The organism is Aquibium oceanicum, assembly GCF_001889605.1.
In the GTDB taxonomy this organism is placed as follows: domain Bacteria; phylum Pseudomonadota; class Alphaproteobacteria; order Rhizobiales; family Rhizobiaceae; genus Aquibium; species Aquibium oceanicum.
Genome location: NZ_CP018171.1, coordinates 3,497,032 through 3,515,104, shown reverse-complemented (window position 1 = coordinate 3,515,104; position 18,073 = coordinate 3,497,032). Strand labels below are relative to the sequence as shown.

Sequence of the window (18,073 nt, the reverse complement as noted above, 5' to 3'; positions counted from 1 at the left end):
CGGATCGGGAGGAGTGCATGGCAGACACCGCCGTTTTCCGGATCGCGGGGCTGGGGAAATCGTTCGGGCCGAACGAGGTGCTGCGCGGCATCGCGCTCGACCTGCGCGCCGGCGAGGTCACCGTGCTCATGGGAGCCAACGGCGCCGGAAAATCCACCCTCGTCAAGATCATGAGCGGCATCCACCGCGCCGACCGCGGCGTGATGATGCTGGGCGACGCGCCGTTCCTCCCGGGATCGCCGGCCGACGCCATGCGGGCCGGTGTCGTGACCGTGCACCAGAACATCGACGACGGCGTCGTCGGGGACCTCGACGTCGCGACGAACCTCGTCCTCGATCGGCTGAATGGCCCCGGTTCCGGCGCGTTCTTCAATCCCCGCCGCATCCGCCGCGAGGCGGCCGAAGTCGCCGGGCGCATGGGCCTCGACATTGACTTGCGGGCCGACGTCACCGAACTCTCGCTCGCCGACCGCCAGATGGTGGCGATCGCGCGTGCCATGGCGCGCGAGCCGAAGGTGATGATCCTCGACGAGCCGACCTCGTCGCTGTCGAGCAATGAGGCCTCCCGTCTCTTTTCCCTGATCGACCGGCTGCGCGAGCGCGGCGTGGCGATCCTCTACATCTCGCACCGCATGTCCGACATCCGCCGTCTCGCCCACCGCATTATCAGCCTGCGCGACGGGCGCATCGCCGGCGTCTTCGACGAAAAGCCGCTCGACTACGAGGGCGCGGTCAACGCCATGCTCGGGCAGAACCTGAACTCCGGCGGGCTCGCCTCGCGCGATGCCGACCGGCGCGTCTTCACCGCGACCGACCTGTGCATCCATCGGGGCGCCCGGCCTTTCTCGCTGGCGCTCGGCACCGGCGAGGTCGTCGCCATCACCGGACTGGTCGGCGTTGGCAAGACGAAACTTGCGGAAACCATCTTCGGGCTGTCGGCGCCGGTCTTCGGCTCGATGAGCCTCGACGGCGCGCCCTACGCACCGCGGACGCCGGCGGACGCGATCCGCAGCGGCGTCTTCCTCGTCGCCAAGGATCGGGCGCGCACCGGCATCGTGCCGGACTTCAACATCTACGAAAACATGAGCCTGCCCTTCCTGCCGCGCTTTTCGCGCTTTGGCGTCGCCAGCCGGCGCGGCGAACGGGCGGCCGCGCGCGAGCGGATCGCCGACATGAACGTGGTCTGCCAGTCGGAGCGGGATGATCTGGCGACGCTATCGGGCGGCAACCAGCAGAAGGTGACGGTGGCGCGCTGGCTTACCCAGCCGTCGCGCCTGCTGGTGCTCGACGAGCCGTTCCAGGGCGTCGACATCTCGGCGCGCCACGATATCGCGGCCAAGCTGCGCGAGAGCGCCGGCAGCCGCGCGACGCTGCTGTTCCTCACGGAACTGGACGAGGCGCTGGAGACGGCCGACCGGATCCTCGTCATGTCGGAACACACGATCGTGGGCGAGCACCTCAACCGCGACATCGACATAGACCTGCTGCTCGCCGAGGTCGCGGGCAAGCGCCTCCAGGGCGCGGCGTAGAGGGAACGGGTGACGATGGACAGCGACGTGGCGGAACGCCCGGTGGTGCAGGCTGGCGATGCGGTGGCAGCGCGCCCGCGCCTCGGGCTGCGGTCGCTGGCAATCCGCTACGGCTTCCTGGCGCTGCTCTTCGGGCTCGTCGTCTTCTTCTCGCTCGCCACCCGCGGCTTCGCCTCCCCGCAGGCCGCCGTCTTCATCCTCCAGTCCGTCTCGATCACCGGCATCCTGGCGCTGGGCGTCACCGCCACGCTGGTGGTCGGGGGCTTCGACCTGTCGATCGGCTCCATCGCGACGTCGGCGATGATGGCGGCGGCCTACGTCATGGTCGTGCTGGAGCAGAACGCGCTCGTGGCGGTGCTGGCGTGCCTTGCCATCGGCGCGCTGGTCGGCCTGATCAACGGCCTCATCATCTGCTACATGCGAGTGCCGGACCTGCTCGCCACGCTCGGCATGATGTTTCTCTTGATCGGCGTCCAGCGCATCCCGACCGAGGGCCGCTCGATCGCCGCCGGCATGACCCTGCCGGACGGCTCGACAGCGCAGGGCACCTTCAGCGCCGAGTTCCTGGCGCTCGGCCGCCACCGCTTCGATTTCTTCATCGCCGACCTCGTGCCGGCATCGGTGGTGGTGCTGATCGTGCTCGCCATCCTGATCTGGTTCTTCCTCGAATACACGCGCTTCGGCCGCATGATGTACGCCGTTGGCTCCAACGCGCGCGCGGCGGAGTTCGCCGGTGCGCCGGTCAAGGCGTACAAGATCTGGGCCTACGTCATCTCGGGCGTGTTCGCCTCGATCGGCGGCATCCTGCTCGCCGCCCGGCTGGGGCGCGGCGACATCGCGTCCGGCAACAATCTCCTGCTCGACGCGGTCGCCGCGGCGCTGATCGGCTTCGCGGTCCTGGGTGCCGCCAAGCCCAACGCGTTCGGCACGGCCATCGGCGCGCTCTTCGTCGGCATCCTGCTGCAGGGGCTGACTATGATGAACGTGCCCTATTACACGCAGGATTTCGTCAAGGGCGCGGTGCTCGTCATCGCGCTCGTGTTCACCTTCGCGCTCCTCGGCCGCAATGGCCGCTAGGGCGGGAACGTCCGGAAATGCCAAACGTAAAAAGTGGAGGAAAGCATGAGAATTTCGCGTAGACACCTCGGCCGGCTCGCCGCCGGCCTCATGGGAGCCACCCTGCTGTGGCCGGCGCTTGCCGCGGCGCAGGACAAGCCGGCGCCGTTCGACAATCCGGGCGACGTCGAGATCGCGTTGGTGCGCTATCTGTCGACCGGCGACTTCTTCCAGGCCTATCTGTCGGGCGTGGAAGCCCAGGCCAAGGCGCTCGGCGTCAATCTGCGCGTCCTCGACAGCCGCCAGGACGCCGCGCTCCAGTCCGACATGGTGGACCAGGCGATCGCGCTCGGCGTCGACGGCATCATCATCCAGCACGGGCTGACCGAATCCATGAAGGATGCCGCGCAGCGCGCGGTGGATGCCGGCATCAAGGTCGTCGCTTTCGACGTCAACGTCGAGAACCCGGCCATCCCGCAGATCGAGCAGTCCGACCGCGACCTCGCCCGCCTGGCTCTCGAGCAGGCCGTAAAGGACAATGGCGAGGCCTGGAAGGCGGGCTACGTCTACGTCGCCGGCATCGCGCCGCTTGACCGCCGCGACGAGACCTGGCGGGAATTCAAGGCAAAGTATCCGGGCATCGAAGAGGTCGCGCAGTTCGGCACGCTCGACAATCCGATCGCCAACTCGGTCGCCAACCAGGCGCGTTCGGTGGTCACTGCCAACCCCGACATCCAGGTCATGTTCGCGCCCTATGACGAGTTCGCCAAGGGCGTGAAGATTGCCGTGGACGAGGCCGGCCTGTCGAGCTCGATCAAGATCTACTCCGCCGACATCTCGACCGCCGACATCTCCGCCATGCGCGAACCCGGCAGCGCCTGGGTCGCCACTGCCGCCACCAACCCGGCGGTCGTCGGCCAGGTTTCGGTGCGCGCTCTCGCCATGCTGCTCGCCGGCGAGGAACCCGGCGCCAGCGTGATCGTGCCGCCGACCCTGATCACTCAGGCGGACCTGAACGACCAGGATATCAAGAACATGGAGGAACTCTCGGCCAAGCTGCCGCAGTTCGCCCATGCCGACGTGGCCATGCCAGACTGGATGCCGAACCCGAACGAATAGGCGCCGAATGGACTGATGAGAGGGAAGGGCGGTCCGGACAGGGCCGCCCTTTTCGGCGCGCGGAAGACCGGGCGTTTACCGTTCCTCCCGCGGGATATATACTGCGCTCGCAGGAGATATCTCATGGCGCTGTTCATCAGGGACAAGGCTGTCGACAGCCTGGCGGTCGAGTTGCAAAAGGCCCTCAAGACCACCACGAAGAAGGACGCGGTCCGAGTCGCTCTCGAGAACGAACTGGAGCGCGTTAAGCGGCAGCGCACGCGCGTGGCCGGTATCGCCGAGCTTCAGGAGAAGATCGCCGCGCTTGGCCCGAGCGACCCCGATTTCGACATGAAGCGTTTCATGGACGAAATGTGGGGCGACATCTGATGTTCGTCGACGCCTCGGCGATCGTCGCCATCCTCGGCGTCGAGGAGGGCTGGGAGGAAATCTTTGCCCGGCTGGAGGAGAGCACCACCGGTCTCTTCATCTCCCCGCTGGTTCGCTTCGAAGTGGTCCTGGCTCTCGCTCGCAAGCAAACCCCGCCCGCTTCGAGACCGACCCCCGCGACGTTCGATGCTGTCCGTCAGGTACTCGATGCGTTCCTCGCACGCATGCAGATCGAGGAAGTTCCGGTTTCGCCGCAGGTGGGCTCGCTGGCGCTCGATGCGCAATCGATCTACGGCAAACTCGTCGGCCACCCGGCAGCGCTCAACTTCGGCGACTGCTTCGCCTATGCCTGCGCTCGCTCCGTCGGCGTGCCGCTGCTCTACAAGGGCGACGACTTCAGCCGGACGGATCGGGCGTAGCGCCGCCCCTCCACCTTACCTCAACGCCGCCGCGATGTTCCCGCCATCCACCGTCGTCACGTCACCCGTCGTGCGTTCGGCCAGCGCGTGATGCAGGAAGGCCTGCGCCACGTCTTCGGCGCGCACTTCCAGCCCGAGCAGGTTTCCGCCCATGTAATCCTTCTCTGACAGCCCGCGCGCCTTGGAGCGGCTGGCGATCATCTCATCGGTCAGGAGGCCAGAGCGCACGCGGTCGGCGTTGACGGCGTTGGAGCGGATGCCGAACTTGCCGTATTCCAGCGCGTATTGCCGAGACAGGAAGAGCGTGGCGGCCTTGGGCAGGCCATAGGCGCCGAAGTTGGGGCCGGGATTGACCGCCTGCTTGGACGTGTTGAAGAGCAGCACGCCGCCGGTGCCCTGCATGCGAAAGATGCGCACTGCGTTCTGCGCCACGTGCTGGTGGGCGAAGAAGTTGAGTTCGAAGCTTCTGCGCAGCGTCGCGTCGTCCAGATCGCCGATCCCGCCCTCCCAGGCCGCGCCGGCGTTGGAGATCGCGATGTCGACCCCGCCGAAGACGTTCGTCGCCCGCTCGAAAGCGGCGCGGACGGCGGCCGGATCGGTGACGTCGGCGCCCACCCCGATCGCGTCGTTGCCGGCCGTCCGCGCGGTCTCCTTCGCCCTGTCGGCGTCGAGATCGACCACGACGACATGCGCGCCTTGCGCGGCGAAGGTCCTGGCGGTCGCCGCGCCGATCGCGCCGGCGCCGCCGGTGACGACGACGACCTGGCCGGAGAGCGGCTTGGGCTTGTTGGAGGCGAGCTTGGCCTGTTCGAGAGACCAGTATTCGAGCTCGAAGAGGTCGGAGAGGGGCAGGGGATGGAAGGAGCCGATCGCCTCGGCGCCCGTCACCGCCTCCACCAGCATCTCGCCGACGTCGGCTGCAATCCTGGCTTCCTTCTTGCTGCGGCCGTGGCCGAAGAGGCCGAGGCCTTGCACGAGCGTGAGCCGCGGCATGGTATCGAGCATGGTGCGCGGCACCGTGTCTTTCGCGTCGTTGGTGTCGAAATAGTCTCGGTAGCGGGCAGCAAAGCCGGCGACGCGCTCGCGCACCACTTCGCCATAGCCGTCGAGTTTTCCCGCCTCGGGCGCGGGCAGAACCATCGGACCCGTCTTGATGCGGATCGACAAGTCCGGCGTCGAGACGCCGCGCGTCGCCAGTTCCTCCGCGTTCTGCGCGTTCACGTAGTCGAGGATCTTCGGGGATGTGCGGAAATCCGAGACCATGCGGCCGAACCGGCCGTCGCCTTCTGGGATCGCGATGGCACCGCGCAGGTACCGCCCGATGTCGCGTGGAGTCGCGATACTGGCTGGCAGGGACACCGGCCGGAACGGCGTCCGGCCCTTCTTCGCCACGTGGTCTTCCGCCATGGTGACGAACTCGATCATCAGGTCGTAAGCGGTGCGGGCATCCTCGGCGAAGGTGAAGATGCCGTGCTTGTCGAGGATCAGCCCCTCCACCGAGGGGTCCGCGTCGTAGATGTCGGCCGCCGCCTTGGCGAGATCGAAGCCGGGCTTGATGTAGGGCACGAAACCCATGCGCTTGCCAAAGACCTCGCGGCAGAGCGGCTCGCTGTCTTGCTGGTCAACGAGGGCCAGGATCGCCGTCGAATGGGTATGGTCGACGAATTTGTGTGGCAGGAAGGCGTGGAGCAGGGTCTCGATCGAGGGGTTCGGCGCATAGGGGTCGACCAGGTTGGCGCGCTGCATGGCGACCATCGCCTCGTCGCCGAGCGTGTCGAGCTTGCGGGCGTCGAGCAGGGCGTCGAGCTTTACCGCCGGAAGTCCGGCCGGCTCGATCACGCCCATGTCCCAGCCGCTGCCTTTCACGCACAGCACGTCCCATTCCCGCCCCAGGATGTCGGAGGCCTTCGTTTTCAGCGAGGTGTTGCCGCCACCGTGAAGCACCAGGCGCGGTTCGCCGCCCAGCAGACGCGTCGTGTAGACCCGCAGTGCCAGATCTTCCGATACGCCCTTGGCCGCGTAGGTCTCGACGAGTTTGCGGGCGTCGCTGTCGTTCCAGAGGTTCTGCATGGTCTTCCCGTTTGGTCCAAGATTGGTGGTTGCTTGCGACGACCGGTCGGTCAGGCGATCGCTTCGGTCGCCGTCGTGCCGGCGAGGTCATGTCCGGCGCGTTTCAGCAGGCGGGCGCCGACGGTTGAGGTCACGATCAGGTGGGTGAAGAAGCGCCCTTTGATCGCCGCTTCGAGCGGCCCGAGCTTCTCGTCTTCCTGCACGACCATGAGCCGACGCGGAATCGCCCGGATGGCGTCGAAGTCTGCCGAGATCACACGCCGGTTGTAGTCGCAGTCGAGCAGGCGGCCCTCGGCATCGATGATCTGCCCGGCGATGACGCCCGCGGCCCCCAGTTCCTTCAGCCGTGCCAGTTCCGCGAGTTCCAGCGCGCCGCACTTGATGACGTGGCTGTCGGCGTCGAGCGTCCCGACGCTGAACAGCGCCATGTCGCAGCTGCCGATCCCGTCGAGCTGTTCGCGGATCACCGGTTCGCTGCGCAGGTCGCCGGCGAGCGCTTCGGTGCTGAGCACGAGGGGGGCGTAGAAGTTCAGTCCACGCGCGTTGAAGCGCCGCGCGATCTCCATGGTGCACTGGTCGGGCCGGTAGGAATAGGGCGATCCGAGATTGCCGCACATCTCGACCACCGTGACGCCTTCGCGGTCGGCATAGGCCATGGCATCGGCGATGGCGTAGACCGTACGGCCCCAGGCAACGCCCACCCGGTCGCCATTGCCCACCATGTCGACGAAGACGTTGGCGGCGAGCCGCGGTATCTCGGCGGCGGGATCGGCAATCAAACCCTCGCGCCCGACCAGCCAGACGGTCTCGAGCCCGAACACTTCTTCAAGACGCCGCGCCAGCATGTCTTCGCGAAAAAGGTGGGTCGAGGTAGCGATGTTGACGACACCCGTCTCGCGCGCGCGGCGCAGGTACAGGGCGACCGAGGCGCGCGAGATGTTGAGGCGCTGGGCTACTTCGTCCTGGCGCAGGCCATGGGTGTAATAGAGCCAAGCGGCCTTGTGGACGATCTGTTCTGCCGGACGATACGCCATGTGCCTCCTCCCGATTGTCATTAGTCACGGGCATTGACAAAAGTCAACGTCCGCGCATGAGCGGGTGGAGGATGGGCGGCGATCGGCGGGTCGGCGAGGACCCGGCGAATGCCGTCAGTCGGCCGGCGCCCCGGGGCCGGGCATTAGAGCTTCCGCAGCTCGGAATGGCTCTTCAGGACACGCGCGCCGTCGTCCTGTTCGATCATGTAGGCGGGCTCGTCCTGCGAGGCGTGCCGCTTCACCTCGGTGCCCTTGATCGTTCGTTTCACGTCGCTGGTGAACTGGCGCGAGATCCTGCCCTCGGCGGTGTGGGCGCCCCACCGCCAGGACACCTTCGTGCCCTTGGAGTACGTGTCCATTGCCTGGCTCCTGGTCTTCTTCTGCGGGAGAAAGAGTCCGGGACGGCGAATCGTTCCAGATGCTGGAAGGTGTACCGGATCACTTGCATGCGGAGGGGGAGGATCGGCGGCGCGGAGCCGGCGGTTCGTCGTCGTCGACAAGGATCCGCTCTGCCGCCCCGTCCAGGTCTTCGTACTGGCCGCTGCGCAGGCTCCAGAGAAAGGCGGCGAGCCCCAGGGCGCCGAGCGCGAGCGCCACCGGTATCAGATAGATCAAGGCCGTCATGCCGCACCTGCCACGAGCTTGATCCCGTCGGTCGCGGGGCTAGCTTCGGCTTCGGCCCGATTCCCCACATGGAGGTGCATGGCGTTGGCAATCACCAGGATCGACGAGGCCGACATCGCCACGGCCGCTATCAGCGGCGTCACGTGGCCGGATATCGCCACCGGCACGGCCACCGCGTTGTAGACGATCGCCAGTCCGAGGTTCTGCCGGATCAGCCGCCCCGCCTTGCGCGAGACCGCCAGCGCGTGCGGGGCTGCCGTCAGGCTGTCGCGCAGGAACACGAAGTCGGCAGCGTTGCGACCGATGTCGGCGGCCGTGGAGGGTGCCATGGACACATGGGCGGCGGCGAGAGCAGGGGAATCGTTCAGGCCGTCGCCGACCATCATCGTCTTGCGACCCTGGTCCGCGAGTTCCCGCAGCCGCTCCGCCTTGCCGGCCGGCAACATTTCGGCACTGTGGGTTTCCACGCCCATCTGGACGGCAAGCGAGGCAACGGACGGTCGCGCGTCACCCGACAGGATTTCCACGGAACATCCCGCCTGCCGGAGATCGGCAACGGCTCTCGCGGCGCCGGTGCGCACCTGGTCCTCGAAGTCGAACCTCGCGAGCCTTTCCCCGTCGCGGGAAAGAACTGTCTCGCCCCCCAAGTCCTTACGTCCGTCGCCGCGGAGCGCCCATCCCGCCCGTCCGAGCCGCCAGACGCTCCCCTCCGATACGGCTTCCACGCCGCAGCCGGGGATCTCTCGGATTTCGTCGAACGGAATTCCGGAAACCGGATTTCCCGCCGCGGCGACGATCGCCTTCGAAAGCGGGTGCCTGGAGTGCCGCGCGAGGCTGGCGGCGAGCGCCATGGTCCGAGCGCCGATCTCCGATGCGTTGGTCAGCCGCGACCTGCCCATCGTCAGCGTCCCGGTCTTGTCGAAGGCGACATGGTCGATTTCGGCAAGGCGCTCCATGGCGGACCCGTCCTTGACCATGATGCCTTCCTCGAAGAGGCGGCGCGCCGCCACGACCTGGACGATCGGCACGGCGAGCCCCAGCGCGCAGGGGCAGGTGATGATCAGCACCGCGATGGCGATGGTCGTCGCCTTGTGGAAATCGCCGGAGACGGCGAACCAGGCGACGAAGGTAACGAGGGCGGTGAGATGGACCACCGGCGAATACAGCGCCGAGGCGCGGTCGGCGATCCGGCGGTACCGCGCCCGCCCGCCCTCGGCGACGCCCATCAGGTGGATCATTTCGGCCAGGAAGGAATCCTGCGAACGCGCGGTCGCCTTCAGGACCAGCGGCCCGGTGAGGTTCAGCATGCCGGCGCGGACCTCTTCGCCGACACCGGCATATTGCGGCGCGCTCTCGCCGGTCACCAAGGCGCAGTCCAGGTCAGATGCGCCTTCCGCGACCACGCCGTCCACCGGTATGCGTTCTCCGGCCGCGACGTGCAGGCGCATGCCGGGTTCGATCTCGTTCACGGGCAGGTATTCGCGCGTGCCGTCGTCGCGCAGGCGCATCGCGCCGCGCGGGGCCAGACGCGCCAGCCCGGTGACGGCGGTGCGCGCCCGGTCGCGCATGACGTGGTCGAGCGTCCGGCCGATCAGGAGGAAGAAGAGCAGCGAGACGGCGGCGTCGAAATAGGCTTCCTGGCCGTGGTTGATCGTGTCGTAGAGGCTGAGCGCATAGGCAAGCGTGACCCCGAGCGCGATTGGCACGTCCATGTTCATGGTGCCGTGGCGCAGCGCGTTCCAGGCCGAGCGGTAGAAGATACCGCCGGCGAAGTAGAGCGCGGGCAGGGCTATCAGCGCGGAAATCCAGTGGAAGAGGTCGCGTGTCGCATCCTCGGCGCCTGACCAGACCGACACCGACAGGAGCATGATGTTGGCCGCGGCGAAGCCTGCAATCCCGGTTGCGCGGACCAGTTCGGCGAGCGCCCGGTCCTTGCCTTCGGCGAGCTCGTCGAAAAGGTGGGCCGCGTAACCGGTTCGGTTCAGCGTCTCCACGATCGGCGGCATGGTATCCTCGCGCCACCGCACCGACACGCGCCGGGCCGACAGGTTCACCCGCGCGCTTTCGACGCCGTCGAGCTTCGACAGCGCCGTCTCGATCGCATGGATGCAGGCGCCGCAGTGGACGCCCGGGACCGACAGGTCGGTCTGACGCAGCCCTTCGCCCACGGCACGGCTGGAAAGCAGCAGCTCCTCCGCCGAAGGGCCGGAACTTTCGGATTTATCCAGTTCGGCGGCGGTCTCGACGCCGGGCGCGCAGCAGCTCATTGCAGCACGCCGCCCCGGATCGTCACCCGCCGCACGTCGCGAAAAGGCGTCTCCATGCCGGCGTCCGCGTCGACCTCGACGATCCATGCGCCGTCGCCGAGGGAGACCGCAGCGGAGGCCCGTCCGCGGCCTTTCTTGGTGAGACCTACGGAGTGGTCGTCGACGTCGGTGATCGGGCGGCGGAACTGCACGACGCCGCCGTCGATCCTCACCGGCTTCCCGTCCCGGTCGGCCAGCGAATAGGCGAACTCTCCGTCGGCATAGGCCATGGTGGCCGACCAGCCGAGTGCCGCCTGCGCCCGGCCAGCGGCCGCCTTTTCGTTGAACTCCTGGCTGGCGACATAGGAATTCTTCACGACCAGCCCCGACCAGCTGGAGTTGGCGAAGCTCGCCATGGTGAGGTTGACGGCGATGATCACGCCAAAGAAGGCCAGCATGATGATGAGCATGTGCCTGCCGGTGAATTCGCCGGACGTCTTACCGCGCTGGTTCATCGTCTTCTCTCCGGTGCATTGAACGTGGCCTTGTATTCGTCGGTCTCGAAGCTTGCCTTGTCCTCGACGACGAAGCGGAAATGCTGGGTCTCGTGCGCGACGTGGCGCGCCGGCTGGCGCACGAAGACCTTGAGCGTGCGCAGCTTGTCCGGCTCCACCGGGATAGCCAGCGAGCGGCCCTCCGGCTGGTCGATGCCGTTCGCCGTCATCACCGCGCCGGGCAGCCCTTGGATGGAAACGAAGATCACGCGCGGTTCGGGGATCATGTTGAGCAGCTTGACGGTGTAGCCGTTGCGGATCGAGCCGTCCGACAGCGTCACGAACTGCGGATTGCGGTCGTGCAGCACGTTGACCTCCAGCCGGTCGCGCGACAGGAGCGCCGTCAGGAGGGCAAGGCCGACGATCGTCCAGATTCCCAGATAGATGAAGGTGCGGGGACGGAAGATCTTGCGCAGGTGGAAGTGCGCGATCCTGTCGGAGAGCTTGCCGCCGTCGCGCACCCGGCGGGGATCGATGGCGGTCGTTCCGCCGGCCGTGGCGATCGCCATGTTGGCATTGTAATCGCTGAGCGTGGCATAGGAGATCAGCCCGCGCTCCTTGCCGACCTTGTCCATGACACTGTCGCAGGCGTCGATGCACAGCGCGCAGGTGATGCATTCGAGCTGCTGACCGTCGCGGATGTCGATGCCCATGGGGCAGACCGCCACGCAGGCGTTGCAATCGACGCAATCGCCGACGACCTCGCCCGCGGCAGCCGCCTTCTTGGCATGGCGGGAGCGCGGTTCGCCACGCCAGTCATTGTAGGTGACGGTGAGAGAATGCTCGTCGAGCATGGCCGCCTGGATGCGCGGCCAGGGGCACATGTAGGTGCAGACCTGCTCGCGCATCAGGCCGCCGAAGGTGTAGGTCGTGGCGGTGAGCACCGCGACGGTGATGTAGGCCACCGGGGCGGCGCTGCCTGTGAGGAAGTCGCCGAGCAGCGAGGGCGCGTCGGCGAAATAGAAGATCCAGGCGCCGCCGGTCGCAACCGCGATCGCCAGCCAGATCGCGTGTTTCGAGACCCGCTTGGCCACCTTGTCGAGCGTCCATGGTCCGGCATCGAGCTTGATGCGGGCATTGCGGTCGCCCTCGATCGCCCGCTCGACGACGAGGAACAGATCGACCCAGACCGTCTGCGGGCAGGTGTAGCCGCACCAGGCCCGGCCGACGGTCGAGGTGACGAGAAAGAGCCCGATGCCGGCCATGACGAGCAAGCCGGCGACGTAGAAGAACTCCTGCGGCCAGATCTCGATGAAAAAGAAATAGAAGCGCCGGTTGGCGAGGTCGATCAGCACCGCCTGGTCGGGCGCGAAGGGGCCGCGGTCCCAGCGCAGCCAGGGCGTCAGGTAGTAGATGCCGAGCGTGATCGCCATGATCAGCCACTTGAAGCGGCGGAAGCCGCCGCTGGCGCGCTTGGGAAAGATCTTCTTGCGCGGCGCATAGAGCGGCTGACGAATCTTCGCCGAATTCACCGCCTCGGCATCAAGACGTTCGACGGTCCCGGAGGAGGGGGGATTCTTCACGGTCACGTTCATCGGCGGGCACTCTGCTGGCAGGTTTGTCCGGCTTCTCCCACGGCCGCGCACATGCGGCCTTGATCAGCGTCAAATGCGGGGAGGGGGATGGTGCGGGCCGGACGGTGAAGCGATCTCGGACATGCGTCCAGCCATCCGAGAAGAATTGCGGGTTCTCGGATGCCAGCATATATGCCATCATGGCCGATGGACGTCGTGCTCGATACAAGTGTCTTTGTCTCCGCGTTGCGATCGCAAGGCGGGGCGTCGCGTGAAGTGATCCGCCGCGCATTATTGGGTCTGATCAGGCCTTTGTTCGGGAACGCGCTCTGGCTCGAATACGAAGACGTGCTTGGTCGGGACATCTGGACGGAGGAGACGACATCCGAAGAAAGGCGGCAGGTTTTGATGGCGCTCGCGCATTCCGGTCGCTGGGTCACGATCCATTTCGGCTGGCGTCCCAACCTGCCGGACGAGAAGGACAATCATCTGATCGAACTGGCCATCGCCGGACGTGCCTCGGCCATCGTGACGCACAATGTTAGAGACGTCACACGTGGCGAACTGATCTTCCGCCAACTACGCATTATGACGCCGCGCGAATTTCTGGAGCAGCTGACATGAGCACCTTGACCATCCGACTGCCGGACGACGCCGCCGAGCGGCTCAAGGGGCTTGCGAAGGCGCGCGGAATGAGCGTGAACAAGCTCTTCGAGCGCATGGCTTACGAGGCGATCGCATCGTTCGACACCGAGACCCGGTTTCGCGCGCACGCGGCAATGGCCGACGTTCCGGCCGCTCTCGCCATACTCGACCGGCTGGACCGGGAAGACGCGGGGCCAGACCAAGGCTAGCTGCCTCCCGGAAGGAGTACCAAAAAGACAGAACCCGGCGCGGGCGCCGGGTCCTTGGATGCCTGTTCGAGGAAGCTTAGAGCGATGGCGCCGCCCCTCACTCTCCCCCGCCCAGCGAGTGGATGTACACTGCCAGTTCCTTGACGGTCGTCTCGCCCAGGCGCGCCTGCCAGGCGGGCATGACCCCGTGCCTTGGTGCGCGGATCTGCGCGGCGATCTCGGCCTCGGTGGAACCGTAGAGCCAGATGGGATCGGCGAGAGACGGCGCGCCCAGATCCTTCATGCCCTTGGCATCGTCGCCATGGCAGGCGGCGCAGTTTTCCGCGAATACCGTCGCACCCGCTTCCGCCATCTCCGGGCTGGAGGGCGTTCCTGTCAGCGACGCGACATAGGCCGCCGTCTGCCTGATCTGGTCAGGCTCCAGGATGTCGCCGAAGGCGGGCATTTCGGAGATGCGGGTCTCATCGTCGCCTGCGAAGCGGATGCCGTGCGCGATCGTCTGGTGGATCGCGTCGATGTCGCCGCCCCACAGCCACTCGTCGTCGTTGAGGTTCGGGTAGCCCGGCGAGCCCTGCGCGCCGGTCGCATGGCACTGGATGCAGTTGACTTTGAAGGCCGCCGCGCCGGCCGCGGTGGCGAACTGGCGCAGCGTGTCGTCGGCCAGGATGTCGCTCAATTCGGACGAGCGGACCGCGCCGACGTAGTCGCGCCTGGCGATTTCGGCGTTCTCGAGCTCCTGGCGCACCTCCGCGCGGCTCGAATAGCCGAGCAGCCCCGTCGTCGCCGAAGAGACCAGCGGCCACGCGGGATAGAAGATCATGTAGCCGATCGCCCACACGATCGTCGCGTAGAAGGTCCAGACCCACCAGCGCGGGAGCGGATTGTTGAGCTCCCTGATGCCGTCCCACTCGTGTCCGGTCGTCGAGACGCCGGATACCTCGTCGATGTGTTCCTTGCTCATTTCAGTCGTCCTTGAGTGGGATTTGCGCGGCCTCTTCGGCATGCCTGCGGCTGCCGGGGCGGAAGGCGAAGAGCACGGCGCCGACAAAGAACAGGGTCATGAACAGGAGACCCCAGCTGTCGGCGAAGTGCCGCATGGCGGTGTAGATTTCCATGGCGGTTCTCCTCAGCGGTAGCCGGCGGCTTCGTCGTAGGTCGAGAAGTCGACCAGCGTGCCGAGCATCTGCAGGTAGGCGACGAGCGCGTCCATTTCGGTCAGCGCCGACGGGTCGCCGTCGAAGTCGCCGAGTTTCGCCTTGGGATAGCGCTCCTCGATGCCCGACCAGTCTGCGTCGGGGTCCGCCTGGGCGCGCATGTCGGCTTCCGCGCTGGCGATCATTTCCTCGGTATAGGGCACGCCGACGCGGGCATTGGCGACGAGGTGGGTGGAGAAGCCCTTCACCTCGAGCGGTGTCTCCTTGAGGAACGCATAGCTCGGCATGACCGATTCCGGCACGACCGAGCGCGGCTCGGTCAGGTGCTGCACGTGCCATTCGTTGGAATAGCGGTCGCCGACGCGGGCGAGGTCGGGCCCGGTGCGCTTCGATCCCCACTGGAAGGGGTGGTCGTACATGGATTCGGCGGCGAGGCTGTAGTGGCCATAGCGCTCTACCTCGTCGCGGAAGGGCCGGATCATCTGCGAGTGGCAGACGTAGCAGCCCTCGCGGATGTAGATGTCGCGGCCGGCGAGTTCGAGCGGCGAATAGGGACGCATCCCCTCCACCTTCTCGATCGTGTTCTCGAGATAGAACAAAGGCGCGATCTCGACGATGCCGCCAATGGTGACGACCAGGAAGGAACCGACCAGGAGAAGGGTCGCGTTCCGCTCCAGGATCGCATGCTTGTCAATGAGTGCCATCGGTGAGGTTCCTTATTCGGCGGGCTGCACGGAAGCGGGAGCGAAGCCGCCGATGGGCTCCTCTTGGCGCTGGTAGCCGCGGATGGTCATGAAGACGTTCCAGGCCATGACGAGCGCGCCGGCCAGGTAGAGGGCGCCGCCCAGGGCACGGACGACGAAGTAGGGCTTCATCGCGGCGACGGACTCGGCGAAGGAGTAGACCAGGAAGCCCTGATCGTCGTACTCGCGCCACATGAGACCCTGCTGGATGCCCGCGACCCACATCACGGCGGCGTAGATGACGATGCCGATCGTGGCGAGCCAGAAGTGCCAGGTCACTAGGCGCAGCGAATAGAGCCGCTCGCGGTACCACAGCTTCGGAACCAGGTAGTAGATGGCGCCGAAGGAGATCATGCCGACCCATCCGAGCGCGCCCGAATGCACGTGGCCGATGGTCCAGTCCGTGTAGTGGCTGAGCGAGTTCACCGCCTTGATCGACATCATCGGGCCCTCGAAGGTCGACATGCCGTAGAAGGCGATCGCCAGCACCATCATGCGGATGATGGGATCGGTCCGGAGCTTGTCCCAGGCGCCCGACAGCGTCATCAGGCCGTTGATCATGCCGCCCCAGGAGGGCATCCACAGCATGATGGAGAACACCATGCCCAGCGTCTGCGCCCAGTCGGGCAGGGCGGTGTAGTGCAGGTGGTGCGGACCTGCCCAGATGTAGAGGAAGATCAGCGCCCAGAAGTGGATGATCGACAGCCGGTAGGAATAGACCGGGCGGCCGGCCTGCTTGGGCACGAAGTAGTACATCATGCCGAGGAAGCCGGCGGTCAGGAAGAAGCCGACCGCGTTGTGGCCGTACCACCACTGTGTCAGCGCATCCTGGACGCCCGAGAAGGCCGAGTAGCTCTTGATACCCGTGATCGAAACCGGGATGGCCAGGTTGTTCACCACGTGCAGCATCGCGATGGTAACGATGAAGGACAGGTAGAACCAGTTCGCCACGTAGATGTGGGGTTCCTTGCGCTTGATGATGGTGCCGAGGAAGACGACGAGATAGGCGACCCAGACGATGGTCAGCCACAGGTCGACATACCATTCCGGCTCGGCGTATTCGCGGCCCTGGGTGATGCCCAGCAGATAGCCGGTCGCCGCCATGACGATGAAGAGCTGGTAGCCCCAGAAGACGAACCAGGCGAGATTGCCGCCGAAGAGACGTGCGCGGGATGTCCGCTGCACGACGTAGAGGGACGTCGCGATCAGCGCATTGCCGCCGAAAGCGAAGATGACCGCGGAGGTGTGGAGCGGCCGCATGCGCCCGAAGTTGAACCAGGGTTCGATGTTCAAGTCGGGGAAGGCGAGCTGAAGCGCCACCACCACGCCAACGAGGAAGCCGACGACACCCCAGAACACGGTGGCGACGGCGCCGTAGCGCACGACGCCGTCCAGGTAGTCGGTGCCGTTCGTCTTGAAGGGGATCGCCGCCGCCTCGGCCGTGGCGCGCGGCCCGAATGACGTGTTGCGCATGAGCACGGCTGCGCTGATGACGAGGACCGTCATGAGGACCCACATATGTTGCTGGAACAGGGTGTCGGTCGCAAAGGCCGCACCCAGCAGAGCCAGGAAGGCGAAGAGGCCTATCCCCACGATTTCTGCGCCGTATTTCATCTTTTTCCCCGCTCGCGCTCATGAAACCAAAGTCAGGCGACTCGTGGCCGCCCGTGTGCCGGTTTCTCGCGCCTCGGACCCCCCACCGCCTTGATTCAGGTCAAGAACGGGCGCCGGGAGGTCTGGCACGTTCTGCGGATCGAACCGTGCAGCAGGGGAATTCGCACCGGTGAACAAGCAATCGGCGGCGCAGGCATGCGAGCAGCCGGACATCTGTCCGGTCGCCGGCGCATGCGGACGGGAGGGGGCGGTGCCATGCGTGGAACTCGGCCGCGCGCACGAGCGAAAGCTCGGCATCTGCGACGCGCTGGAGGCCATCGCAGACGGACTGCCGTCGAGCATCGATCGATTCCGGTGCCTCGAGGTGGCGAGTTCGCTGGTGCCTCTTCTTCGCGAATGCCATCGCTACGAGGAAGAGATCGTCTATCCGGCCTTCGAAGTCGGTGGACCCGGCCAGCGCGCGGCAAGCACGGTGAAGCGCCTGCGGGCCGAGCACGTGGAGGACGAATGCTCGGCGCAGGATCTTTCGGAAGCGCTGCTGGCGATCGGCCATGGCGAAGCCGTCACCAACCCCGAAGCGCTCGGCTTCATGCTCCGCGCCTTCTTCGAGGGTGTGCGCCGCCACGTCGCGTTCGAGCAGGAACACGTCCTGCCGCTGATCCATGCGACCTCGGCGGGCGACCGGCACGCCTAGCGACTGGGTCCTGCTGGACAGGAGCCGCTGGAACGCTAGGCTGGCCGTCGGTTTCCAAGGCAGGAGTGGCAAGGCCGTGCGGAGCGTTGAGACGATCGCACTGGCGGTCCTGATGGCGGCCCTGCCGGCCGGCGCCTACGCAAAGCCGTTCGAACTCGACCCGGAATACCGTGCATCGCCGCTCCTCGTCGCCGGCTCCTACCTCTGCCGCAGCGAGCGCGGCGTCAGCCATTCCATCGATTTCTCCGCCGATCGCACGTATGCGATGACCGATCTCGCCGCTGGCGGCGGCATTTTCCGGCTTGGCGCGGACGGGTCGTTCGAATGGCTATCGGGACCGCTCGCGCCATCCGACGGCGACGCGGTCGCCATCCTCGGCATGAACGCCGAGCGGGTGGCGGACGGCGAACCGGTGATCGTCCTGCTCTATGACATGCCCGGCGTGGGAAGCCGGGACCACTGCTTCCGGCAGGATTGAGA

At 66.4% G+C, this 18,073-nt stretch carries 20 protein-coding genes; 9 read left to right on the top strand and 11 right to left on the bottom strand.

The genetic code is table 11. The features are described 5' to 3' along the window. The first annotated feature begins 17 nt into the window (after positions 1–17). The 5 genes from BSQ44_RS17230 to BSQ44_RS17210 all read left to right on the top strand — a co-directional run bounded on the left by BSQ44_RS17230 (position 18) and on the right by BSQ44_RS17210 (position 4,492). Positions 18–1,529, top strand: a complete 1,512-nt coding sequence (locus BSQ44_RS17230) for a sugar ABC transporter ATP-binding protein (RefSeq protein ID WP_072606383.1) — start codon at positions 18–20, stop codon at positions 1,527–1,529. Between the two features lie 15 nt (positions 1,530–1,544). Next, complete coding sequence (locus tag BSQ44_RS17225; RefSeq protein ID WP_083534789.1) at positions 1,545–2,606, top strand: ABC transporter permease; 1,062 nt, start codon at positions 1,545–1,547, stop codon at positions 2,604–2,606. Between the two features lie 45 nt (positions 2,607–2,651). Further along, entirely contained in the window at positions 2,652–3,704 is a 1,053-nt protein-coding gene (locus BSQ44_RS17220; RefSeq protein ID WP_072606382.1) for a substrate-binding domain-containing protein, read from the top strand. Between the two features lie 123 nt (positions 3,705–3,827). Beyond that, the gene (locus BSQ44_RS17215; protein ID WP_072606381.1) at positions 3,828–4,073 is read left to right on the top strand and encodes a type II toxin-antitoxin system VapB family antitoxin; all 246 of its coding nucleotides are present in this window, start codon (positions 3,828–3,830) and stop codon (positions 4,071–4,073) included. Further along, positions 4,073–4,492, top strand: a complete 420-nt coding sequence (locus tag BSQ44_RS17210) for a type II toxin-antitoxin system VapC family toxin (RefSeq protein ID WP_072606380.1) — start codon at positions 4,073–4,075, stop codon at positions 4,490–4,492. The genes BSQ44_RS17215 and BSQ44_RS17210 overlap by 1 nt, the downstream gene beginning before the upstream one ends. Before the next feature lie 15 nt (positions 4,493–4,507). Here the strand turns inward: BSQ44_RS17210 and BSQ44_RS17205 are convergent, their stop codons facing one another. The 7 genes from BSQ44_RS17205 to ccoG form a co-directional block, all read right to left on the bottom strand. Next, positions 4,508–6,562, bottom strand: coding sequence for a bifunctional aldolase/short-chain dehydrogenase (locus BSQ44_RS17205; RefSeq protein ID WP_072606379.1), 2,055 nt, complete (start codon positions 6,560–6,562; stop codon positions 4,508–4,510). 50 nt (positions 6,563–6,612) lie between these two features. Next, positions 6,613–7,596 (bottom strand): sugar-binding transcriptional regulator, encoded by a 984-nt coding sequence (locus BSQ44_RS17200; RefSeq protein ID WP_072606378.1) that lies wholly within the window; start codon positions 7,594–7,596, stop codon positions 6,613–6,615. Between the two features lie 143 nt (positions 7,597–7,739). Further along, positions 7,740–7,955 (bottom strand): hypervirulence associated TUDOR domain-containing protein, encoded by a 216-nt coding sequence (locus BSQ44_RS17195; RefSeq protein ID WP_072606377.1) that lies wholly within the window; start codon positions 7,953–7,955, stop codon positions 7,740–7,742. 79 nt (positions 7,956–8,034) lie between these two features. Continuing rightward, a complete protein-coding gene (ccoS, locus tag BSQ44_RS17190) occupies positions 8,035–8,220 on the bottom strand; it encodes a cbb3-type cytochrome oxidase assembly protein CcoS (RefSeq protein ID WP_072606376.1) in 186 nt (61 codons plus the stop codon). Then, positions 8,217–10,487: a cation-translocating P-type ATPase gene (locus BSQ44_RS17185; RefSeq protein ID WP_072606374.1), complete on the bottom strand. Its 2,271-nt coding sequence runs from the start codon at positions 10,485–10,487 to the stop codon at positions 8,217–8,219. The genes ccoS and BSQ44_RS17185 overlap by 4 nt, the downstream gene beginning before the upstream one ends. Next, positions 10,484–10,981: a FixH family protein gene (locus BSQ44_RS17180; protein WP_072606372.1), complete on the bottom strand. Its 498-nt coding sequence runs from the start codon at positions 10,979–10,981 to the stop codon at positions 10,484–10,486. Before BSQ44_RS17180 ends, BSQ44_RS17185 begins: the two co-directional genes overlap by 4 nt. Next, on the bottom strand, positions 10,978–12,555 hold the full coding sequence (gene ccoG, locus BSQ44_RS17175) for a cytochrome c oxidase accessory protein CcoG (protein ID WP_072606370.1): 1,578 nt from the start codon (positions 12,553–12,555) through the stop codon (positions 10,978–10,980). Before ccoG ends, BSQ44_RS17180 begins: the two co-directional genes overlap by 4 nt. A 186-nt stretch (positions 12,556–12,741) precedes the next feature. On the opposite strand from ccoG, the gene BSQ44_RS17170 reads away from it, so the two are divergent. Both BSQ44_RS17170 and BSQ44_RS17165 read left to right on the top strand, forming a co-directional pair. Then, positions 12,742–13,158 carry a putative toxin-antitoxin system toxin component, PIN family gene (locus BSQ44_RS17170; RefSeq protein WP_072606368.1) on the top strand — a complete coding sequence of 139 codons (417 nt, stop codon included), beginning with the start codon at positions 12,742–12,744 and terminating at the stop codon, positions 13,156–13,158. Beyond that, on the top strand, positions 13,155–13,388 hold the full coding sequence (locus BSQ44_RS17165; protein ID WP_072606355.1) for a ribbon-helix-helix protein, CopG family: 234 nt from the start codon (positions 13,155–13,157) through the stop codon (positions 13,386–13,388). The genes BSQ44_RS17170 and BSQ44_RS17165 overlap by 4 nt, the downstream gene beginning before the upstream one ends. Before the next feature lie 97 nt (positions 13,389–13,485). Here the strand turns inward: BSQ44_RS17165 and ccoP are convergent, their stop codons facing one another. Genes ccoP through ccoN form a run of 4 tightly spaced genes read right to left on the bottom strand, consistent with a single transcriptional unit; the run spans position 13,486 to position 16,899 of the window. Then, the gene (gene ccoP / locus BSQ44_RS17160; protein WP_072606352.1) at positions 13,486–14,349 is read right to left on the bottom strand and encodes a cytochrome-c oxidase, cbb3-type subunit III; all 864 of its coding nucleotides are present in this window, start codon (positions 14,347–14,349) and stop codon (positions 13,486–13,488) included. Position 14,350: 1 nt separating this feature from the next. Continuing rightward, positions 14,351–14,503, bottom strand: coding sequence for a CcoQ/FixQ family Cbb3-type cytochrome c oxidase assembly chaperone (locus BSQ44_RS17155; protein ID WP_072606350.1), 153 nt, complete (start codon positions 14,501–14,503; stop codon positions 14,351–14,353). Between the two features lie 11 nt (positions 14,504–14,514). After that, positions 14,515–15,246, bottom strand: coding sequence for a cytochrome-c oxidase, cbb3-type subunit II (gene ccoO, locus BSQ44_RS17150; protein WP_072606347.1), 732 nt, complete (start codon positions 15,244–15,246; stop codon positions 14,515–14,517). A 12-nt stretch (positions 15,247–15,258) separates the two neighbouring features. Continuing rightward, positions 15,259–16,899 (bottom strand): cytochrome-c oxidase, cbb3-type subunit I, encoded by a 1,641-nt coding sequence (gene ccoN / locus BSQ44_RS17145; RefSeq protein WP_072606345.1) that lies wholly within the window; start codon positions 16,897–16,899, stop codon positions 15,259–15,261. A gap of 169 nt (positions 16,900–17,068) precedes the next feature. On the opposite strand from ccoN, the gene BSQ44_RS17140 reads away from it, so the two are divergent. Then, a complete protein-coding gene (locus BSQ44_RS17140) occupies positions 17,069–17,593 on the top strand; it encodes a hemerythrin domain-containing protein (protein ID WP_083534788.1) in 525 nt (174 codons plus the stop codon). A gap of 76 nt (positions 17,594–17,669) precedes the next feature. Further along, positions 17,670–18,071, top strand: a complete 402-nt coding sequence (locus BSQ44_RS17135; RefSeq protein WP_072606343.1) for a hypothetical protein — start codon at positions 17,670–17,672, stop codon at positions 18,069–18,071. Positions 18,072–18,073 lie beyond the last annotated feature (2 nt).

Bases quoted from the DNA above. Each gene is read 5' to 3' on its own strand.
- BSQ44_RS17155 (WP_072606350.1), bottom strand. From the start codon at position 14,503: ATGGAAATCTACACCGCCATGCGGCACTTCGCCGACAGCTGGGGTCTC.
- ccoS (WP_072606376.1), bottom strand. From the start codon at position 8,220: ATGACGGCCTTGATCTATCTGATACCGGTGGCGCTCGCGCTCGGCGCC.
- ccoG (WP_072606370.1), bottom strand. From the start codon at position 12,555: ATGAACGTGACCGTGAAGAATCCCCCCTCCTCCGGGACCGTCGAACGT.
- BSQ44_RS17230 (WP_072606383.1), top strand. From the start codon at position 18: ATGGCAGACACCGCCGTTTTCCGGATCGCGGGGCTGGGGAAATCGTTC.
- BSQ44_RS17220 (WP_072606382.1), top strand. From the start codon at position 2,652: ATGAGAATTTCGCGTAGACACCTCGGCCGGCTCGCCGCCGGCCTCATG.
- BSQ44_RS17200 (WP_072606378.1), bottom strand. From the start codon at position 7,596: ATGGCGTATCGTCCGGCAGAACAGATCGTCCACAAGGCCGCTTGGCTC.
- BSQ44_RS17180 (WP_072606372.1), bottom strand. From the start codon at position 10,981: ATGAACCAGCGCGGTAAGACGTCCGGCGAATTCACCGGCAGGCACATG.
- ccoN (WP_072606345.1), bottom strand. From the start codon at position 16,899: ATGAAATACGGCGCAGAAATCGTGGGGATAGGCCTCTTCGCCTTCCTG.
- ccoP (WP_072606352.1), bottom strand. From the start codon at position 14,349: ATGAGCAAGGAACACATCGACGAGGTATCCGGCGTCTCGACGACCGGA.
- BSQ44_RS17225 (WP_083534789.1), top strand. From the start codon at position 1,545: ATGGACAGCGACGTGGCGGAACGCCCGGTGGTGCAGGCTGGCGATGCG.
- BSQ44_RS17170 (WP_072606368.1), top strand. From the start codon at position 12,742: ATGGACGTCGTGCTCGATACAAGTGTCTTTGTCTCCGCGTTGCGATCG.
- ccoO (WP_072606347.1), bottom strand. From the start codon at position 15,246: ATGGCACTCATTGACAAGCATGCGATCCTGGAGCGGAACGCGACCCTT.
- BSQ44_RS17165 (WP_072606355.1), top strand. From the start codon at position 13,155: ATGAGCACCTTGACCATCCGACTGCCGGACGACGCCGCCGAGCGGCTC.
- BSQ44_RS17205 (WP_072606379.1), bottom strand. From the start codon at position 6,562: ATGCAGAACCTCTGGAACGACAGCGACGCCCGCAAACTCGTCGAGACC.
- BSQ44_RS17185 (WP_072606374.1), bottom strand. From the start codon at position 10,487: ATGAGCTGCTGCGCGCCCGGCGTCGAGACCGCCGCCGAACTGGATAAA.
- BSQ44_RS17215 (WP_072606381.1), top strand. From the start codon at position 3,828: ATGGCGCTGTTCATCAGGGACAAGGCTGTCGACAGCCTGGCGGTCGAG.
- BSQ44_RS17195 (WP_072606377.1), bottom strand. From the start codon at position 7,955: ATGGACACGTACTCCAAGGGCACGAAGGTGTCCTGGCGGTGGGGCGCC.
- BSQ44_RS17210 (WP_072606380.1), top strand. From the start codon at position 4,073: ATGTTCGTCGACGCCTCGGCGATCGTCGCCATCCTCGGCGTCGAGGAG.